Origin of the sequence: Pseudonocardia ailaonensis (assembly GCF_039531635.1) — a bacterium.
In the GTDB taxonomy this organism is placed as follows: Bacteria; Actinomycetota; Actinomycetes; order Mycobacteriales; family Pseudonocardiaceae; genus Pseudonocardia; species Pseudonocardia ailaonensis.
Genome location: NZ_BAAAQK010000028.1, coordinates 328469 through 346411 on the forward strand (window position 1 = coordinate 328469; position 17943 = coordinate 346411).

The 17943-nt window shown below is 74.4% G+C and carries 15 protein-coding genes; 7 read left to right on the plus strand and 8 right to left on the minus strand.

Features of this window, described 5'->3' with window-relative positions; genetic code table 11:
* Nucleotides 1-105: 105 nt before the first annotated feature.
* Nucleotides 106-348 (minus strand): DUF3017 domain-containing protein, encoded by a 243-nt coding sequence (locus ABD324_RS33960; RefSeq protein WP_344426836.1) that lies wholly within the window; start codon nucleotides 346-348, stop codon nucleotides 106-108.
* 1032 nt (nucleotides 349-1380) lie between these two features.
* On the opposite strand from ABD324_RS33960, the gene ABD324_RS33965 reads away from it, so the two are divergent.
* Nucleotides 1381-2025: a GPR1/FUN34/YaaH family transporter gene (locus ABD324_RS33965; protein WP_344426839.1), complete on the plus strand. Its 645-nt coding sequence runs from the start codon at nucleotides 1381-1383 to the stop codon at nucleotides 2023-2025.
* A gap of 197 nt (nucleotides 2026-2222) precedes the next feature.
* On the plus strand, nucleotides 2223-2867 hold the full coding sequence (locus tag ABD324_RS33970; RefSeq protein WP_344426842.1) for a GPR1/FUN34/YaaH family transporter: 645 nt from the start codon (nucleotides 2223-2225) through the stop codon (nucleotides 2865-2867).
* Nucleotides 2868-2996: 129 nt separating this feature from the next.
* Here ABD324_RS33970 and ABD324_RS33975 read toward each other — a convergent pair whose 3' ends face one another.
* The 3 genes from ABD324_RS33975 to ABD324_RS33985 all read right to left on the minus strand — a co-directional run bounded on the left by ABD324_RS33975 (nucleotide 2997) and on the right by ABD324_RS33985 (nucleotide 9059).
* A complete protein-coding gene (locus tag ABD324_RS33975) occupies nucleotides 2997-6416 on the minus strand; it encodes an error-prone DNA polymerase (RefSeq protein WP_344426845.1) in 3420 nt (1139 codons plus the stop codon).
* A gap of 36 nt (nucleotides 6417-6452) precedes the next feature.
* Entirely contained in the window at nucleotides 6453-8045 is a 1593-nt protein-coding gene (mhpA, locus tag ABD324_RS33980) for a bifunctional 3-(3-hydroxy-phenyl)propionate/3-hydroxycinnamic acid hydroxylase MhpA (protein ID WP_344426848.1), read from the minus strand.
* 129 nt (nucleotides 8046-8174) lie between these two features.
* Nucleotides 8175-9059, minus strand: a complete 885-nt coding sequence (locus ABD324_RS33985) for a fumarylacetoacetate hydrolase family protein (RefSeq protein ID WP_344426851.1) — start codon at nucleotides 9057-9059, stop codon at nucleotides 8175-8177.
* A gap of 60 nt (nucleotides 9060-9119) precedes the next feature.
* On the opposite strand from ABD324_RS33985, the gene ABD324_RS33990 reads away from it, so the two are divergent.
* Genes ABD324_RS33990 through ABD324_RS34005 form a run of 4 tightly spaced genes read left to right on the plus strand, consistent with a single transcriptional unit; the run spans nucleotide 9120 to nucleotide 12350 of the window.
* Nucleotides 9120-9854 carry a FadR/GntR family transcriptional regulator gene (locus ABD324_RS33990; protein WP_344426854.1) on the plus strand — a complete coding sequence of 245 codons (735 nt, stop codon included), beginning with the start codon at nucleotides 9120-9122 and terminating at the stop codon, nucleotides 9852-9854.
* Between the two features lie 60 nt (nucleotides 9855-9914).
* Nucleotides 9915-11168: a DUF3500 domain-containing protein gene (locus tag ABD324_RS33995; protein WP_344426857.1), complete on the plus strand. Its 1254-nt coding sequence runs from the start codon at nucleotides 9915-9917 to the stop codon at nucleotides 11166-11168.
* Nucleotides 11165-11569: a nuclear transport factor 2 family protein gene (locus ABD324_RS34000; RefSeq protein WP_344426858.1), complete on the plus strand. Its 405-nt coding sequence runs from the start codon at nucleotides 11165-11167 to the stop codon at nucleotides 11567-11569. The genes ABD324_RS33995 and ABD324_RS34000 overlap by 4 nt, the downstream gene beginning before the upstream one ends.
* A gap of 34 nt (nucleotides 11570-11603) precedes the next feature.
* Nucleotides 11604-12350 carry an IclR family transcriptional regulator gene (locus ABD324_RS34005; RefSeq protein ID WP_344426862.1) on the plus strand — a complete coding sequence of 249 codons (747 nt, stop codon included), beginning with the start codon at nucleotides 11604-11606 and terminating at the stop codon, nucleotides 12348-12350.
* Nucleotides 12351-12440: 90 nt separating this feature from the next.
* Here the strand turns inward: ABD324_RS34005 and ABD324_RS34010 are convergent, their stop codons facing one another.
* Both ABD324_RS34010 and ABD324_RS34015 read right to left on the minus strand, forming a co-directional pair.
* Nucleotides 12441-13955, minus strand: a complete 1515-nt coding sequence (locus tag ABD324_RS34010) for a carboxyl transferase domain-containing protein (RefSeq protein ID WP_344426864.1) — start codon at nucleotides 13953-13955, stop codon at nucleotides 12441-12443.
* Nucleotides 13952-15241 carry a CaiB/BaiF CoA transferase family protein gene (locus tag ABD324_RS34015; protein ID WP_344426866.1) on the minus strand — a complete coding sequence of 430 codons (1290 nt, stop codon included), beginning with the start codon at nucleotides 15239-15241 and terminating at the stop codon, nucleotides 13952-13954. Before ABD324_RS34015 ends, ABD324_RS34010 begins: the two co-directional genes overlap by 4 nt.
* Before the next feature lie 255 nt (nucleotides 15242-15496).
* Between ABD324_RS34015 and ABD324_RS34020 the strand changes: the two genes are divergently transcribed.
* On the plus strand, nucleotides 15497-16795 hold the full coding sequence (locus ABD324_RS34020; protein ID WP_344426868.1) for an MFS transporter: 1299 nt from the start codon (nucleotides 15497-15499) through the stop codon (nucleotides 16793-16795).
* Between the two features lie 196 nt (nucleotides 16796-16991).
* On the opposite strand, the gene ABD324_RS34025 is transcribed toward ABD324_RS34020, so the two are convergent.
* Together ABD324_RS34025 and ABD324_RS34030 are read right to left on the minus strand one after the other, a co-directional pair.
* Nucleotides 16992-17336, minus strand: coding sequence for a thioredoxin family protein (locus tag ABD324_RS34025; protein WP_344426871.1), 345 nt, complete (start codon nucleotides 17334-17336; stop codon nucleotides 16992-16994).
* The gene (locus ABD324_RS34030) at nucleotides 17333-17740 is read right to left on the minus strand and encodes a MerR family transcriptional regulator (RefSeq protein ID WP_344426874.1); all 408 of its coding nucleotides are present in this window, start codon (nucleotides 17738-17740) and stop codon (nucleotides 17333-17335) included. Before ABD324_RS34030 ends, ABD324_RS34025 begins: the two co-directional genes overlap by 4 nt.
* Between the last annotated feature and the right edge of the window lie 203 nt (nucleotides 17741-17943).

The following is a 17943-nucleotide window of genomic DNA, read 5'->3' on the forward strand; positions in this document are numbered from 1 at the left end:
CCCCCAGTGGTGATCAACAGGACCTCGGCGCTGAATGATCATGGCGAACTTGCGGTGAGGTCCTGATGATCTCCGCGGGGGATGATCAACAGGACGTGGGCGCGGTCAGCCCACGGTGAGCGAGCCCCGCGTGATGGTGAGGGCGAGCAGCAGGACGGCGATCCCGAAGACGAAGTAGCAGACGACGTCGACCACCCGGCCGCGGATCGCGAGCAGCCCCGCCCTGGGTGGCGGCAGCACCCCCCGCAGCACCGCCGCGACGAGCAACGCCCCGCCCAGCAGCGCGGACCCCTGCCGCCAGTGCTCGGTGAGCACCTGCACCATCCCGACGACCGCGATCGACAGCACCAGGAGCAGGGCCCCGTGGGCCTCCAGCCAGCCGCCGAACCCCGGCCGCCGCGGTGGCGCAGGCGCGGGAGCGGACAGCGTCGGGGGAAGGGGGGCCGGGGACGAGGGCTCCGGCTCGGCCCGGGGTGGTGTGGGGCGGGAGGGGACCGACGGGAGGTCACCGGGCCGGGACGGGCGAGAGGCGGGGTCCGAGGGGTGACCACCCGCGGGCCAGGAGCCGGTCCACCCCGAGCCGGGCTGCGCCTGGCCCGGTTGCGCCTGGCCCGGTTGCGCCTGGCCCGGTTGCGCCTGGCCCGGTTGCGCCTGGCCCGGCCGCCCCGGACCGGGCGGCACGAGCCCGGGCCGACCGGCCCCGGGCAGAAGCGGACCCGCGGGGGCGCCCGGCCGCGCCTGGTGCGGACGCCCCACGGGGTGCACGGGGCTCGGTCGTGCGGAGCCGGGCCTGTCCTCGTCCGTCGGGGGGCCGACGGGGCGGAGGTGGTCCGGGAGCGCGGGGCGGCCGGGCCGGTCCACCGACCACGGGGTCGGGCCGGGAGGGCGCACGGCCCCGGTGCGAACGGCGTCGGGTGGCTCCGCATCGGCGCGAGCGGGGCGTTCCGGGCCGGTGTCGAACCAGCCGGTGCCGCTCACCTCGTCGGCGCCCGGAGCGGGAGCGCCCGCGAGATCCTCGGGGGTCGGGGGCTCGGGCCGGGTCACCGGACAGCACCCCGGCCGGCCGCCGACACCACACCCCGGCCGACCGCGGCCGACCCCACATCCCCGCCGGCCGAGGCCGGCTCCGCACCCCGTCCGGCCGGGGCCGGGCGTGGCGCCCGCGGTGCGTTCGGCCCGGCCCTCACGACCGCCATCCTCGCAGAGCCGGGGCCGGGACCGGACCGGAAGGTCAGCTCACCTCCGAACAGGTTGTTGCGCAGTGAAAGTCGAGGTCCGGTTCTGTTCTTTCGTAGGGTCCGCCGCCGCTGTGACCGCGCGCACAATCCTGTCTGCCGACGCCGTACGCATACGGCCGGCCGACTCGACGAGGAGCACTTCATGAGCGTGGAAAGCGACGTGCAGGCGGGGGCGCATGCCGCAGCGGAGCCCCAGGCCCCGGCCGCTCCGGTGGCCAATCCCGCCCTCCTGGGCCTGATCACGTTCCTGCCGTCCGGGATCACCCTGGGCCTGTGGTTCGTGGGCTATCTCGACACCGCCAAGCTTCCCGGCGGCATGATCCCGATCGTCTCGATCTCGGCGGGGCTGTTCCTGCTGGTCTCGACGATCTGGGCCGGCCGGGTGGCGGCGAACACCGTCGCGGCGATCTTCGGCGTGTTCTCCGCGTTCTGGATGAGCTTCGGCGTCCTGCTGGCGGGCCTGACGAGCGGCTGGTGGGGCATCACCGACGCGGCGGGCGTGGCCGAGGTGCAGCGGGCCTACCTGCTGTCGTTCACCCTCGTGTTCATCCTGCTCACGCTGGCCACGCTGCGGCTGCCGCTGGCGTTCACCGCGGGCTTCGTGTTCGTGGACATCACCTTCGTGCTCGCCTTCCTCGGCGTCAGCACCGGCAACGCCGGGCTGTTCCCGATCGCGGGCATCACGACGTTCGTCTTCTGCCTGATCTTCGCCTACATCCTGGTCGACGGCTTCGCCCAGGACCTCGGGGGCAAGGCGATGCCGATGGGGAACGCCATCGTGAAGTGACCTGACACCGGCGCACGACGGGACCGGGGAACGCCGAGGGCGCTCCCCGGCTCCGTCGTGTGAAAAACACCCGCTGTGTCAGATTGAGAAAGCAGCACGCACCGAAGTGGACGTTAATACGGTGTGACGGAGCACACTCCTTGCCCGCGACCTGGACGGCTCCGCGCCCGCATGGCCAACATGTCAGGAGCGTGTCCATGAGCACCGATCACAGCACCGCCGCTGAGACCGTATCCGCGCCCGTCGAGTCCCCACCGGCCGCCGCACTACCGGCCGGCAACCCCGCCCTGCTGGGGCTGCCCTGTTTCATGGTCGGTGGGATCGGCCTGACGCTCTACCTGTTCGGCTACCTGCCCGCCGCCGCGGTGGGCACCCTCGTCCCGATGACGCTGCTGGTCGCCGGCCTCGGCCTGCTCGTGGCCGGCTGGTGGGCGATCCGGATCGGGCAGGGCGCCGTCGGCGCGATCTTCACCGTCTTCGCGACCTTCTGGCTCAGCTACGCCTACCTCGTCCTCTCCCTGGTCAACGACTGGTTGAAGATCCCCGCCGCGAGTGCGGGGACGGCACAGGCGACCTTCCTGATCGCCTGGCTCGTGGTGTTCGCCGTGCTCACCCTGGCGACGCTGCGGCTGCCGCTGGCCTTCACCGCCGTGTTCGCGCTGGTGACCATCACGGTCGCGCTCGTCCTGGTCGCCACCCTGAACGGCTCGACGGCGCTGCTGACCATCGCCGGCATCGTCGCGGCCCTGTTCGTCCTCACGGCGGTCTACATCTTCTACGACGGCATGACCCAGGAGCTGGGCGGACCGGCGCGACCGCTGGGAGCGCCACTGGTGCGCTGACCCTCCCCGCCCCGCCGGCCACGAGGCCGTCCCGGGGCCCGCGATCCGGGCCGTCCACATCGGTCCGGCCGCCACCGACCCCGGTGGGCGGGTGTGCTCCCGCCGCCCGCCCACCGGACGTCACGGTCCTCATCGGAAGTCCCGCGACCTGACCGCCACCGTGAGCGGCAGCCGCTGCAGGCGGTCCGCCACCAGGTTGAGCACGCCCTCGGGGCTGCGCTCCAGCCGGCCCCGGACCAGCAGCGCCGCGCTGCCGAGCGCCACCGACCGGTAGCGCGCCCACAGCCCCTCCGAGCAGGTGACGTTGAGCATCCCGCTCTCGTCCTCCAGGTTCACGAAGGTCACCCCGCGCGCCGTCGCCGGCCGCTGCCGGTGGGTGACCAGCCCCCCGACCAGCACCCGCGGCGGCGGACGGTCGGGATCGTGCGGATCGGCGGGATCGCCCACCACCCGGCCCGCGGCCCTGCGCGCCGGATCCCGGCCGGCCTCGGGATCCCCCGTCCGTCCCACCGCGTCGAGCCGGTCGATCCGGATCGCGCCGAGGGCGTCCATCTTCTCCCTGAGGTGCTGCATGGGGTGGCGGCCCGGGGAGACGCCGGTGGCCCACACGTCCGCCACGGTCTCCTCGACCTCGGTCATGCCCGGCAGCGGCGGCGCGTCCAGCCCGACCGCGCTGCCGGGCAGGTGCCCCGGGCGCACCCCCGCCACCACCCCGGCCGCCCACAGCGCGGCCCGCCGTTCGATGCCGAAGCAGCCGAACGCCCCCGCCGTGGCCAGCGCCTCCGCCTGCGGCCCGGTGAGCGTGACCCGCCGCGCGAGGTCCGCGAGATCGCGGAAGATCCCGCCCCCGAGCTTCTCCGCCTCGATCTTCTCGGCGAGCTCGGGCCCGATCGTGCGGATCTCGCGCAGCCCGGTGCGGATCGCGAACCCGCTCGTGCTGTGGTCGTCGGGCTCGAGGATGGCGGCAGCACCACCCTCGTTGACATCCGGCCCGCGGACCACCACGCCGTGCCGGCGCGCGTCCGCCACCAGGGACTGCGGCGAGTAGAAGCCCATCGGCTGGGAGTTCAGCAGCGCCGCGCAGAAGGCGGCCGGATGGTAGAGCTTGAACCAGGAGCTGGCGTAGACGAGCGCGGCGAAGCTGATCGAGTGGCTCTCGGGGAAGCCGAAGTTCGAGAAGGCGAGCATCTTGTCGAAGATCGTCCGTGCGACCTCGCCCGAGATCCCCTTGACCGCCATGCCTTCGAAGAACCGGGCCTCCAGCTTCTGCATCTTCTCCGCGGAGCGCTTGGAGCCCATGGCCCGGCGCAGCTCGTCGGCGTCCCCGGCGGAGAAGCCCGCGACGTCGACCGCGATCTGCATGAGCTGCTCCTGGAACAGCGGCACCCCGAGCGTCTTGTGCAGGGCACCGGCGAGCAGGGGATGGTCGTAGTCCCAGCTCCGCTCCTCGCCGCGCTGCTCCTCGTTGCGCCGCTTGATGAACGGGTGCACGGAGCCGCCCTGGATGGGACCCGGCCTGATCAGCGCGACCTCGATCACCAGGTCGTAGAAGCACTCCGGACGCAGACGGGGCAGCGTGGCCATCTGCGCGCGCGACTCCACCTGGAACACCCCGACCGAGTCCGCCTCCTGCAGCATCGCGTAGACGGCCGGGTCCTTCTGGTCGAGCTCGTGCATCGCGACGCGCTCGCCGGTGTATTTCTCCACCAGGTCCGTCATGAAGTGCAGGGCGGTGAGCATGCCCAGCCCGAGCAGGTCGAACTTCACCAGGCCGGCCGAGGCGCAGTCGTCCTTGTCCCACTGCACGACGGTCCGGTTCTCCATCCGCGCCCACTCCACCGGCACCACCTGGGACACCGGCCGGTCGCAGATGACCATGCCGCCGGAGTGGATGCCGAGGTGCCGGGGGAAGCCGAGCAGCTGGTCCGCCAGCTCGAGCACCGGTGCGGGGAGATCGTCGGGCCGGGTGCTCTCGTCGAGGCCGGTCCAGCGCTCGATCTTCTTGCTCCAGGCGTCCTGCTGGCCGGGCGAGAAACCCATCGCCTTCGCCATGTCCCGCACCGCGGAGCGCGGGCGGTAGGTGATCACGTTCGCCACCTGGGCGGCGTGGGTGCGCTCGTAGCGTTCGTAGACGTACTGGATCACCTCCTCGCGGCGGCCGGACTCGATGTCCACGTCGATGTCCGGGTAGCCGTCCCGGGCCGGGGAGAGGAACCGCTCGAAGACGAGCCCGTGGTCCACCGCGTCGACGTTGGTGATGCCGAGCGCGTAGCAGACCGCAGAGTTCGCGGCCGAGCCCCGGCCCTGGCAGAAGATGTCCCGCTCCTCGCACGCGGCGACGATGTCCTTGACGATCAGGAAGTAGCCGGGGAAGCCGCGGTCCTCGATGACCCGCAGCTCGTACTCGATCTTCGCCGCCGCCCGCAGGTGCCTGATCGGGTCGCCGTAGCGCTTCGCGAACCCCCGCCAGGTCAGCTCACGCAGCAGGCGCTTCTCCGCCTCCTCGTCCATGGCATCGAACGGCGGCAGCTCCGGCGCCACGAGCTTCAGCTCGAACGACAGCTCCCGCCCCAGCTCCGCGGCCCGCGCCACCGCCCCCGGGTAGCGCTTCTCGAACCGCCCCGCCATCTCCTCCCCCGACCGCAGGAAGGCGGTGGGGGCGGGCGGCAGCCAGGGGTCCATGTCGTCGAGGCTCCGCCGGGCCCGCACCGCGGCCAGCGCTCCGGCCAGCGGGAACCGCGCGGGGGTGGCGTAGTGCGCCGCCGTGGTGGCGACGACGGGCAGGCCCGCCTCGGCGGCGAGCGCGGCCAGCACGTCGTTCCGCTCGGTGTCCGTGGGCAGCCCGTGGTGGGTGAGCTCGACGACCACGTGCTCTCGGCCGAACCGCTCCACCAGCCCGCGCAGCGCCTCCGCCGCGGCCCGCGGGCCACCCGCCTGCCACGCCTGCCGTACCGCGCCCTTGCGACAGCCGGTGAGCACCACGACCCGGCCCGCCGTGTCCTCCACGACCTGCCGCGGGTCGTAGACCGGGCGCCCCTTCTCCTCCCCCGCGAGCTGCGCCGCGCTGATCGTGCGGCACAGCGCGCCGTACCCCTGCGGGTCCCGGGCGAGCAGCAGCAGGTGGCTGCCCTCCGGATCGGGGACGCCGTTCTGCGGGGCGGGCAGGCCCAGGCTCAGCTCGGCGCCGAAGACCGTGCGCACCCCCAGCGCCCGTGCCGCGTCCGCGAACCGGACCACGCCGTACATCCCGTCGTGGTCGGTGAGCGCGATCGCCTCCAGGCCCAGCTGGTAGGCGCGCGCCACCAGCTCCTCGGGATGGCTCGCCCCGTCGAGGAAGCTGAAGTTGGAGTGACAGTGCAGCTCCGCGTACGGGACGGTCGGCTCGATCCGCTCGAGGCCCTCCGCGGGCTCGTACGACTCGCGCTTGCGCGACCAGGCCGGCGAGTCCCCGCCGTCCGCCTCCGGACCGCCGCGCAGGCTGCTCCCGGTGCGCCCGGAGAGGACCCCCTCCAGCTCACGCCAGCTGACGTCCGGGTTGCTCCATCCCATCCCCCGACCCTACTCGAACATCCGTTCGATGAAGGATCATGCGGCGCCCGCGAACACGTCCCGGAGCCGGCGCAGCAGCGACCCCGCGAGCTCGGGGGCACAGTGGGCGTCGCCCGCACCGTAGAGGTGGAAGTCGGGGCGGACGAGCACGACGTCGACGCCCATCTCGTCGAGCCAGGCCCGGTAGGTGCCGTCGACGTCGCGGACCGGGACGACGCCCGGCTCGGGCGGCCCGGCCAGTGCGACCAGGGAGATGCCGAGCTCCCGCAGCGGCGCGCGCAGGTGCTCGGGGAGCTCCGCCAGCGCCGACGTGGTGCGGGCGATCAGCGCACCGGGCCCGCCCAGGGCGTCGTCGAACAGCGCCGCCGGCTCACCCCCGAGCTCCACGCGGCCCTGCCGGGCGAGGGTCCCGCCCCAGGTCCCGGCGTGCAGGCCGGACCCCAGGCCGGGGCGGGGCGGGGCGGGCGGCTTCTTCCCCGCCGCCCACTCGCCGATCATGCGCTCGTCGCGGCGGCGGGCCTCGTCGGCGTCGGTGATGCAGATGACCTGGCCGAGCTCGACCGAGAACCGGACGAAGGCGCTGACGTGGTGCAGCCGCTCGGTCCCGTAGGTGTCGACGAGATCGTCGCCGGCCAGCCCGCGCAGGACGGCGTCGAGCTTCCAGCTCAGGTTCATCACGTCGCGGACGCCGGCGCCGAGGCCCTGCCCGGCGAACGGGGGCATGAGATGGGCGGCGTCCCCGGCGAGCAGGACCCGCCCGCGGCGCCACTCGGTGGCCCAGCCGGCCTGGAAGGTGTAGGTGGAGTGGCGTTCGAGCACGGAGTTGGCCGGGGTGATGCCGTGCGGGGCGAGGAGCTCCCAGGCCTTGCCGGCCCGGTTCAGCTCCTCCTTGGTCTCGTGCGGCAGCCGCATGCACTCCCAGCGCCGCCGGCCCGGGCCGCCGGGGACCATCGTCGAGGGACGCCGCACGTCGCAGGACTGGCTGGCCACGTGCGGGAAGCGCAGCTCGGGCCGGGGCTCGACGTCGACGACGAGCCAGTCGTGGAAGTAGCCCTCGTCGTGCCAGCCGATCCCGGCCCACTCCCGGACGCGGCTGTGGGCGCCGTCGGCCCCGACCACCCAGGCCGCGTCGACGACGACCGCCTCCCCGGTGCCCTCGCACCGCGCGGTCAGCTGCGCCCGCCCGTGCTCCTGCTCCAGCCCGACGGCCTCCCAGCCCCGCAGGACCCGGACCGACCCCAGCGCGTCGACGCGTTCCTGCAGCGCGCGTTCCAGGGCGGGCTGGCTGAAGAAGTACGTGTTGTACCAGCCGGACTCGCCCCGGCCGCTCCAGTCGACCTCGACGAGGGTCTCACCGGCGCCGTTGCGCCAGACGTACATGTCGTCGTAGGGCTCGGTGATGTGCCCGATGGTGTCCGGGGCCAGCCCGACGGACTGCAGGATCCGGGCGAAGTCCGAACAGTGGGTGACGGCGCGGGGCAGCCGGTAGTCGACCTCGTTGCGGTCGACCACGACGACCTGGTGGCCCCGGCTCCCGAGCTGGATCGCCAGCAGCTTGCCGACGGGGCCGAAACCGACCACGGCGACGTCGGTCCGGAGGCGGCGGGCGGCGGTGCGGGACGGGTCCACATGATCTCCCGGGGGGTGGCGGCGGTCGGCGGAGGCGGTGCGCGGGCGCCGCCGCACCCTAGGAGCGGGACGGGGGTCACCGGACCGGTCCCGTCCCGATTCCCGGGACATCGACCCGGGGGCCCGCAGTCACACCCGGGACGCGCCGGCCCCCGTCGCCGCGACAGCCGCCGCACGGTGCTCGCTGCCGACGACCGTGGTGCGCAGCACGCCGAGCCGCTCGACCTCGACCTCGACGACGTCCCCGGGCCGCAGCAGCCACGGCGGCGTACGGGCGTAGCCGACACCGGAGGGCGTGCCGGTGGCGAGCAGGTCACCGGGGTGCAGCGTGAACGTCCGGGAGATGTGCGCCAGGGTCTCGCCGACCGGGTAGACCATCTCGTCGGTCGACCCGTCCTGCACGGGCTCGCCGTTGACCCGCGTGCGCACCCGCAGCCCGTCGCGCAGGTCGCCGACCTCGCCGGCGGGCACCATCGGGCCGAGCGGGCCGGAGCGGTCGGCGTTCTTGCCGAGGATCCACTGCGAGGTCTGCTTCTGCGCGCGCCGGGCGGTGAGGTCGTTGAACGTGGAGTACCCGACGACCGCGGCCAGGGCCTGCTCCGGGTCCGCGTCGACGAGGGTGTCGCCGACCCAGGCGACGACCTCGCCCTCCCAGTCCAGCCCGTCCTCGTCGTCCGGGACCGGCACCTCGGCACCGTCGACGGTGAGGGAGCGGGTCCAGCGGGCGAACAGCGTCGGGTGCTCGGGCAGCGCCTCGTCGCGGTAGCTGCCCTCCGCGACGTGGCGCAGGTAGTTGAGCCCGATGCAGATCACCCGGGCCCCGGGGAGCACGGGCGGCACCAGCTCCACCGACGCCACCGGCTCGCCCCCCTCACCGCCGGCCCGCTCCAGCCACCCGCGCGGGTCCGCCCAGAACTCCTCCAGCCCGGCGAGCACGCTCACCCGGCTCCCGTCCTCGCTGAGCCCCGCCACGTCGACCCGGCCACGGCCGCGGTCGATCCCCACGATGCGCATGTGCGCTCCTCCACTCGGAAACGTCTGTAAAGGTTACGGACTTTATGCTTCACTGTCACTGTGACGGACGAAGCCACCGCCGGCCGGGCGACCGCAGTGCCGCGCGGGTTCGCGGTCGATCTCGCCGCGGCCGGGCCGCGCACGCGCGCCGAGCACCTCGCCGCGGCGGTCGAGGCGCGCATCCGCGCCGAGGCCCTCGGCCCCGGCGACCCGATCGGGACCATCGAGGAGATCCGCGCGGGCTCGGGCTTCGCGCGGGCCACGGTCAACGAGGCCGTCCGGCTGCTGGCCGACCGGGGGGTCCTGCGGATCCGGCCCGGCCGCCGCGGCGGGTTGTTCGTGGCCGACCAGGGACCGGTGGTGCGGATGCGCCGCACCCTGCTGGAGGTCCGGGAGGACCCGAGCACGGTGGCCGACGCGGTCGAGCTGCGCAACGAGCTCGAGCAGCTGATCGACGTGGGCGCGGCGCGCCGGTGCGGCGCCGCCGGGGCCCGCACGCTGCGGGACCACCTCGCCACCATGGCCGACGCCCCGGACTGGGACGGCTTCGTGCGCGCCAACTGGGCGCTGCACGAGCAGCTGGCCGGGCTGTGCCCGAACGCCATGGCCAGGGCCGTGTACCTCGGCACCCTGGGCCACCTGGGCGCGGCGTCCCCGCAGCTCGGCGGCACCGACGACCCGGTCGCCTACCGCGCGGCCCGGATGCAGGTCCACGTCGACCTGGTCGAGGCCGTCGTGGGCGGTGACGAGGCCGCGGTCCGCGCCGCCGTCGTCCGGCACAACGCCCCCGGCTGAGCGGCGACCGTCCCGCCGCGTCGATCCGCCCCGACCCGACCTTGAGCACGAGGAGCCCTCATGCCCGCCGAGTTCCGCTCGTACCTCTTCCCGCCCGACTCGCCGCGCATCACCGACCTCACGGGCCTCGACGCCTACGAGTACCGCGAGGCCGCCAAGGCCGACCCGTTCACCGGGGGCCTGATCCGCGGGTGGGCCCCGCTGCAGCTCGCGGAGTTCCGCGGGATCACCGAGGACGGCACGCTGCGTGCGGACTGCCATCCGTTCACCCCGGCCCGCCCCGGGGAGGAGGCGCCGGTGGAGGCGATGGTCGCCGCCGCCCGCGCGCTCGAGGAGTCCCTCGACGAGGAGGGCCGGGCCGCCCTGAACCATCCGGTGGACGCCGTGGAGTGGCAGACCTGGGCCAATCCGGAGTTCCTGCAGTTCGACACCGGGGTGCGGCTGGAGTTCCGGTCCCCGGAGGTGCAGCGCCGGGCGCTGGCCCTGGTCGAGGCGTCGCTGAGCCCCGAGGGCTACCGCCTGGTGCACGACATGATGCTGATCAACGGCTTCCTCGGCGAGGTCGTGGGGCTGCAGCCGATCCTCAACGAGTTCAGCTACAACATCGCCCTCTACGGGCGGCCCGATCCCGTGGCGCCCTGGGGCTGGCAGCTGTTCGGCCATCACGCCGCGGTCCACTGCCTGGTCGTCGAGGGCCGCATGGTGGTCAGCCCGGTGTTCCTCGGCGCCGAGCCCGACGAGATCGACGAGGGCCCGCACGCCGGGGTCAGCGCCTACGCCGAGCGGATCCGCCTCGGCACCGACCTGATGGCCGCCCTGCCGGAGGAGCAGCGGCGCGCGGCGGTCGTCTACGAGCAGATGGTCGACCCGGCCATGCCCGCCGGCCGCGTCCACCCCGGCGACGAGCGCCATCTCGGCGGCGCGTTCCAGGACAACCGGGTCATCCCGGTCGAGGGGGTCCGGGTCGCGGACATGCCCGACGACGCCCGGGTCCTCGCGCTGCGGATCGTCGAGGAGTTCGTCGCGCTGCTCCCGCCGGGGCCGCGGGCCGCGCGCATGCGCGAGATCCGCGAGCGGACGGCGGAGACCTGGTTCTCCTGGATCGGCGGGCACCGGCCCGGGGACGTCTTCTACTACCGCATCCAGTCCCCCGTGGTGATCGTCGAGCTGGACCACCACTGCGGGGTCTTCCTCGACTACGACACCCCGAAGCCCTTCCACGTCCACACCGTCCTGCGCACCCCGCACGGCAACGACTACGGCCGCGCCTACGTCCGCGCGTGGCAGCGGCGCCACCCGGGGGCGCGCCCGTGACCGCCGGGCCCGCGGCGGAGGCCCTGGCCCGGCACCGGATCGCGAACCTGCTGCACACCTACGTCGAGATCGCCGACCGCAAGGACGTCGACGCCGCGGTCGAGCTCCTCGGTACGGCCCGGATCGTCTTCCCCGCCGACGCGAGCGACGAGCCCGCCGCGGCGCGCCGGCTGTTCGGGCGGCTCTGGAGCAGCCCCGTCCGGCACCGCCACGACGTGTCCACCCTGGTCGTCGTCGCCGGTGAGGAGCCGGGGACGTGGACCGCGCGCGCCCACTACACGCGCTGGGTCCTCGATCCCGCTCCCGTGCTGCACACCCTCGGCGAGTACACACTGGTCGTCGCCGCGGACTGGCGGGCCCTCGCGCTCACGGTCACCCGCACCTGGACCGCGGCCCCGTAGGTGGACGACGACGAGGAGGCACGGGTGGGGTGGCATGGCTGACCTGGCTCGGGTGACCGTCGTCCTCGACGCCCTCGCCGAGAGCCGGCAGGGCCTGAGCATCAACGAGATCACCACCCGGACCGGGCTGCCCCGCTCCGCCGTGCACCGGGTCCTGCAGAGCCTCGAACGCGAGCTGTACGTGGTGCGCTCGCAGGACCACGAACGCCCCGGCTACGTGCTCGGGCCGGGGCTGCTGAAGTTCGGCATGACCACGCATCTGCGGCTGCTGGCGGCGAACCGGCCGAAGCTCGTCGCGCTGGCCCGCGAGGTGCACGAACGGGTCGAGCTGGCGATCTTCTCCGGGCGCGAGGTCGTGGTCGTCGACCAGATCGGGTCGCCGGCCCGGCTGCGCGGGGTCACCCAGGTCGGCAAGAGCTTCTCGCTGCACGCCAGCTGCATCGGCAAGGCCCTGCTGGCGCAGCTGCCGGACGAGCGCGTGCGCGAGCTCCTCCCCCCACGGCTGACCCGGTTCACCGCGACGACCGTGACCGACCGCGGGCAGCTCCTGGACGAGCTGGAGGACGTCCGGCGCACCGCGATCGCCGTCGACCGCGAGGAGCACGACCTCGGGATCTCCGCGGTCGCGACGGCCCAGCCCGGGCCGGTCGGCGGGCTGCAGGCGATCGCGGTGGTGATGCCCGCGCACGCGTTCGCCGGCAAGTTCGCCGAGGCGGTCCGGGGGCTGCACGGGCTGAACCCGGCCGTCGACGTCACGGTGGCCCTGCCCCGCCGGCACTGACCGCCGGCGGGGCCGGGCTCCGCGTGGGCCCCAGAGCCGGGTGCCCCAGGGCCGGGTGCCCCAGGGCCGGGTGCCTCAGAGCCGGGTGCCTCAGAGCCGGGTGAGGCCCCGGTACCGGTCGCGGCGGCGGGCGCGGCGCTCGGCCGGGGACAGCTGCGGCGCCGAGAGCAGCTCGTCCTCGACGGCCGCGACCACGCGGCGGCAGAAGGCGGCCGGCTCGTCGGCGGCGTCCGGGCGTTCGTCGAGGATCACGTCGACCAGTCCGGCGCGGAGCAGGTCGGTACTGCGCACCTGCTGGGCCGCCACGACCTGCGGGCCCCGCGTCACGGTGCCGTGCAGGATGACCGACGCGCCCTCCGGCGGCAGCGGGCTGAGCCAGGAGTGGCGGGCGGCGAGGACCCGGTCGGCGGGCAGCAGCGCGAGGGCGGCGCCGCCGCTGCCCTGCCCGAGCAGCACCGAGAGGGTCGGCACCGCCAGGTCGGCCAGGTCGGCCAGGCACGAGCCGATCTCGAAGGCCAGCGCGCCCTGCTCGGCCGCCACCGACAGGGCGGCCCCCGGGGTGTCGACGACGGTCACCACGGGCAGGCCGAGCTGCTCGGCCAACCGCATCGCGCGGCGGGCGGTCCGCAGCGAGCCGGGCCCGAGCGGCGCGCTCTCCTGCGCGGCGCGATCCTGCCCGATCAGGACGCACGGTGCCGCGCCGAGGCACGTGAGGCCGACGAGCAACCCGTCGGCGGGTTCGCCCCGACCGCTGCCGCCCAGGGGAATCAGGGGCGACCCGCCCTCGTCGAGCAGCTGCCGCACGCCCGGTCGCGCGCGGCGGCGGGTGCGGGTCACGCTGTCCCAGGCGTCGGCGGCCGGACCGTCGGCGGGCGGGGTCGCCCGACCGGTCGGGCACAGCCGGCGGCGGGGACGGGCGGTCACGACCGCGAGCAGCCCCGCCAGGTACCCGGCCAGGTCCTCGGCCGGGACCACCGCGTCCACCACCCCGTGGGCGAGCAGGTTCTCGGCCGACTGCACACCCGCCGGGAACGGCCGGCCCTCGTGCAGAGCCGCGTGGACCTTGGGCCCGAGGAAGCCGACGAAGGCGCCGGGCTCGGCCACGGTCAGGTGCCCGAGCGAGCCCCAGGAGGCCAGAACACCCCCGGTCGTCGGGTGCCGCAGGTAGACGACATGGAGCAGCCCGGCGTCCTTGTGCGCCGCGACGGCGGCGGCGATCGCCGGCATCTGCAGGAACGCCAGGCTGCCCTCCTGCATGCGGGTCCCGCCCGAAGCCGTCACGGCCAGGAGGGGCAAGCCCTGCGCGGTCGCCCGCTCGACCGCGGCCAGCAGCCGCTCCGCCGCGGCCACCCCGATCGATCCCGCCAGGAAGCCGAACTCGTTGACGACCAGCGCGACCCGGTGCCCGCCCACGTGCGCCTCGCCGGTCAGCACGGACTCGTCCGCGCCGCTGCGCTCCCGCGCCGCCGCCAGCTCGCCGCGGTAGGCCGGGGTGTCGACAGCGCGCGGGACCGGTCCCGGGGCGGTGTCCCAGGACCGGAACGTCCCCTCGTCGGCGAGCCCGTCGACGAGCAGGAGGCTCCGTGGGCGGGCGCTGGTGGTCATCGGCCGGCCTCCGGGGCGGTGCCGGCGGGGGCGGGATCGGCGGCGGTGGCGGGGTCCGCGGTGGGGCGCTCGGCGGGCAGGCCGAGCTCCCGGCGCAGCGACTCGCCGTGCTGGTCCAGCGTCGGCGGCGCGTCGTGCCGGCGCCGGGGGCGCTCGGCGCCCGCCCCGTCGAAGAACCGCAGCGGCGGGCCGGGGAGGGTGAGCCGGCCCAGCGTCGCGTGGTCGACGTCGACCAGCAGGCCCTGGCTCGCCGTCTGCTCCCAGGCGTACACCTCGTCGATCGAGCGGACCCGCCCCGCGGGCACCCCGGCCCCGGCCAGCCGGGCGAGCAGGGCATCCGGGGCGTCGCCGGCGAAGGCCTTCTCCACGGTGGACCGCACGAGATCCGGATGTCCGACCCGGTCGGCGTTGGTCCGCATCCCCTCCGCCTCCGGGTCCAGGTCGAACTCCGCGCACAGCCGGCGCCAGAGCCCCTCGCTGCCGCACGAGATCTGCACGGCACCGCCGAGGCACCGGAACAGCCCGTACGGCGAGATCGAGGGATGATGGTTGCCACGAGCGGCCCCGGCCTCGCCGGCCACCGTCCAGGCAGTGCCCTGGAACCCGTGCACGCCGACCACGGCGGCCAGCAGCGAGGTGCGGACCACCTGCCCGACGCCGGTGCGCTCGCGCTCGTGCAGGGCGGCGAGCACCCCGTAGGCGCCGAACATGCCGGCCAGCAGGTCGGCGATCGGCACCCCCACCCGCTGCGGGTCGTCGGGTCCCGATCCGGTCACCGACATCAACCCGGCCTCGCCCTGGGCGATCTGGTCGTAGCCCGAGCGGCCACCCTCCGGCCCGTCGTGGCCGAACCCGGAGATCGACAGCACGATCAACCGCGGGTTGATCTCGTGCAGCCGTTCGACGGGGAACCCGAGCCGGTCCAGCACCCCGGTGCGGAAGTTCTCCACCAGGACGTCGGCGCGGCGCACCAGCTCGGTCAGGGCCGCCTTCCCGTCGCCGGACTTCAGGTCCAGGGCGAGGGACTGCTTGTTGCGGTTCGCCGAGAGGAAGTAGGTGGACTCCCGTTCGCCGTCCCCGACGAACGGTGGTCCCCATCCCCGGGTGTCGTCACCACTGCGCGGGTTCTCGATCTTGACGATCCGGGCACCGAGATCGCCCAGCATCATCGTCGCCTGCGGCCCGGCCAGGGCCCGGCTGAGGTCGACGACCACGATGTCACCGAGTTGACCGGGACGGGTGCCGGCGACGGGGTCGAGGGCCGGGTCGGACAAGGGACCGGACAAGGGGGCCGCCTCTCGGGTCGGGCAGGGGATCGGCACTCGGGACGAACCGGAGCCGCGGTCCTGCGGGGTCCGACGGCGGGGCCTGCGCGCCCGGTGCGCCCCGACGGACACGACCGAACCCTAGGAACACGGAGCGCTGACCAGCCCCGATGCCGTCCCGATTCCCGGGACGGGAGTGTTCTGTGACACGCGCGACGGCCTCAGCATTTGCCGCGCCCCAGATCCCGTCACGGCGATGACGCCGGGAGGACATCCATGAAGCTGGCCGAGCACACCGGTGCCACCTCAGACCGAGGTCGCACCCTCACGGTCGTGCTGTGCATGATCGTCACCATCATCGAGGGCTACAACCTCATCGTCTTCGGATCCGTCGTGCCGCTCCTGCTGGCCGATCCGACGCTGGGCATCACCGACTCGCAGCTGGGCCTCATCGGCGGCGTCGTCTACATCGGAGCGGTGCTCGGCTCGCTCCTGGCCCCGGTGGTCGCCGAACGCCTCGGCAAGAAGGCCACCCTGGCCGCGGCCATCTCGATCTTCGCGGTCGGTGCGGCCGTCGCGGGTCTCGCCGTCAGCGGCGGGATGCTCGGCGCCGCGCGGCTGCTCAGCGGCATCGGCGTCGGCGCCGCCCTGACCACCGCGATGACCATCGCCCGCAACAACGCCCCGCAGGGCCGCGCCTCCCTGATCGTCACCGTCACCATGGCCGGCATCCCGCTGGGCGGCGTGGTCGCCGCGCTGCTGGCCATCCCGATCCTGCCCACCCTCGGGTGGCGCGCCATGTTCTTCGTCGGGTCGGGCTTCGCGGTGGTCATCCTCGCCTGCGTCCTCGCCGGCCGCCTGCCCCGGACCGCGCAGGAGACCGCGGGCAGCGCGTGGAGCATCCGGCAGAAGCTGGTCGCCGTGTTCGCCGGCCGCGGCGCCGCCGTGGCGACGGTGATCGCGGTGTGCGCCATCGCCAACATGATCGCGTGGCAGGGGCTCAACGTGTGGGCGGCCCAGTCGATGATCGATCTGGGTTTCTCGCTCAGCGCCGCGCTGCTGTTCACCTTCGCGCTCACCGGCGCCGCCGTCCTCGGCTCGTTCGCGACCGCGTGGGCCGCCGACCGGAGCAGCAGCGCCGTCGTCTCGATCGCCACCGGATCCTGCACCCTGCTCGGTCTGCTCGGCATCCTCCTGCTCCCCCTGAGCGTTCCGACCGCCATCGTCTCCGTCGCCCTCATGGGCATCGGCGGGCACTCCACGATGAACCTGGTCCACACCACGACCTCGGGCATCTACCCGCTACCCGCCCGGGCCACGGCGATGGGCTGGTCCAACGGCACCTCCTTCATCGGCGCGTTCCTCGGCCCGACCCTCGGCGGCATCGCCGTCGCCGGCGGCGGCGCGTACGGCATCTTCGGCGCGTTCGCCATCGCCGCCGCCGCCTGTCTCGCCGGCGTGATCGGCCTGTTCCTGCTCGACCGCACCGCGACGCCGGCGTCGTTCCGCGGGCCGGCGGCGGGCCAGGACTCACCCGAGCTCGATGCCGCCCCGCCGGTCGCGGTGATCACCTGACCCGCCGGGCCAGGCGCCCGCACCCTCGATGAGGCCGGGCCTCCGACCAGGGGGCCGGCCCGTCCCCCGACCGACCGTCGCGCGAAGCAGGCCGACGGCCGACCCGATCAGGAACGGCCTGTCCGAGCACGGGCCACTCCAGAGACCCCGCCCCGGCATCGCTTCCCCCGCCCCCCGCCACGCACGTGGCGCGACCTCAGACCGCGACGGGCGGCTCGGCCACGGGCAGGTGGGGCTCGATCGTCGCCCGCAGCGCCGCCTTGGTCCGAGCGCCGACGACCTGGGCCACCACCTGCCCACCGACGTAGAGGCTCATGGTCGGCATACCCAGGACGCCGGCCGCCGCGGCCGTGCGCGGGTTCGCGTCGACGTCCAGCGCGACGATCTCGACCCGGCCCGCCAGCTCCCCGGCCAGCTGGGCCAGCACCGGCGCGATCATCCGGCACGGCGGGCACCAGCTCGCCGTGAACTCCACGAGCACGGGCAGCGGCGCATGCAGCACCCGCTCCTCGAACGACGAATCCGTGATCTCCTCGATCATGTCCCCTCCGGGGTGAAGACGGGGGTCAGGCCGCACCGGGGCTCCGGTGCGCGCTCGCGCAGTGCCTCCTGCAGCTGCGTCTCCAGCTCGGCGCGCACGGCGCCGAGCCGGGCGAGGGAGGCGTCGACCTCGGCGAGCTTCTGCCGGTAGACCGCGATGGAGCTCGCGCAGCTCCCACCCGTGGGATGCCCGGCGCGCAGACACTCCACGAACGGCCGCGTCTCCTCCAGCGACAGGCCCAGGCCCACCAGCGTGCGGATCTCCGCGACCGCCCGCAGGTCCTCCGCGCCGTACGCGCGGTAGCCGTTGGCCGCCCGCCGCGCGGGCAGCAGCCCGAGCTCCTCGTAGTGCCGCAGCGCCCGGGTGCTCACGCCCGCCCGCTCGGCCAGTTCACCGATCCGCATCGCCCCTCCTCGTGGGAACGACGCTAGACCTTGACGCCGACGTGAACGCCAGCGTCGAGACCCGGGAAGGCGAGTTGTCCACAGGTTCGCGGGCCCCGAGGACCGAATCCACCGGACGACACCGGCCGGGCCGCTCCCCAGCCCCCGACCGGCGTCGTCCGGGCCCTCGGGCGGCGCGGAACCGGGGGCTCCCCAGCTGACCG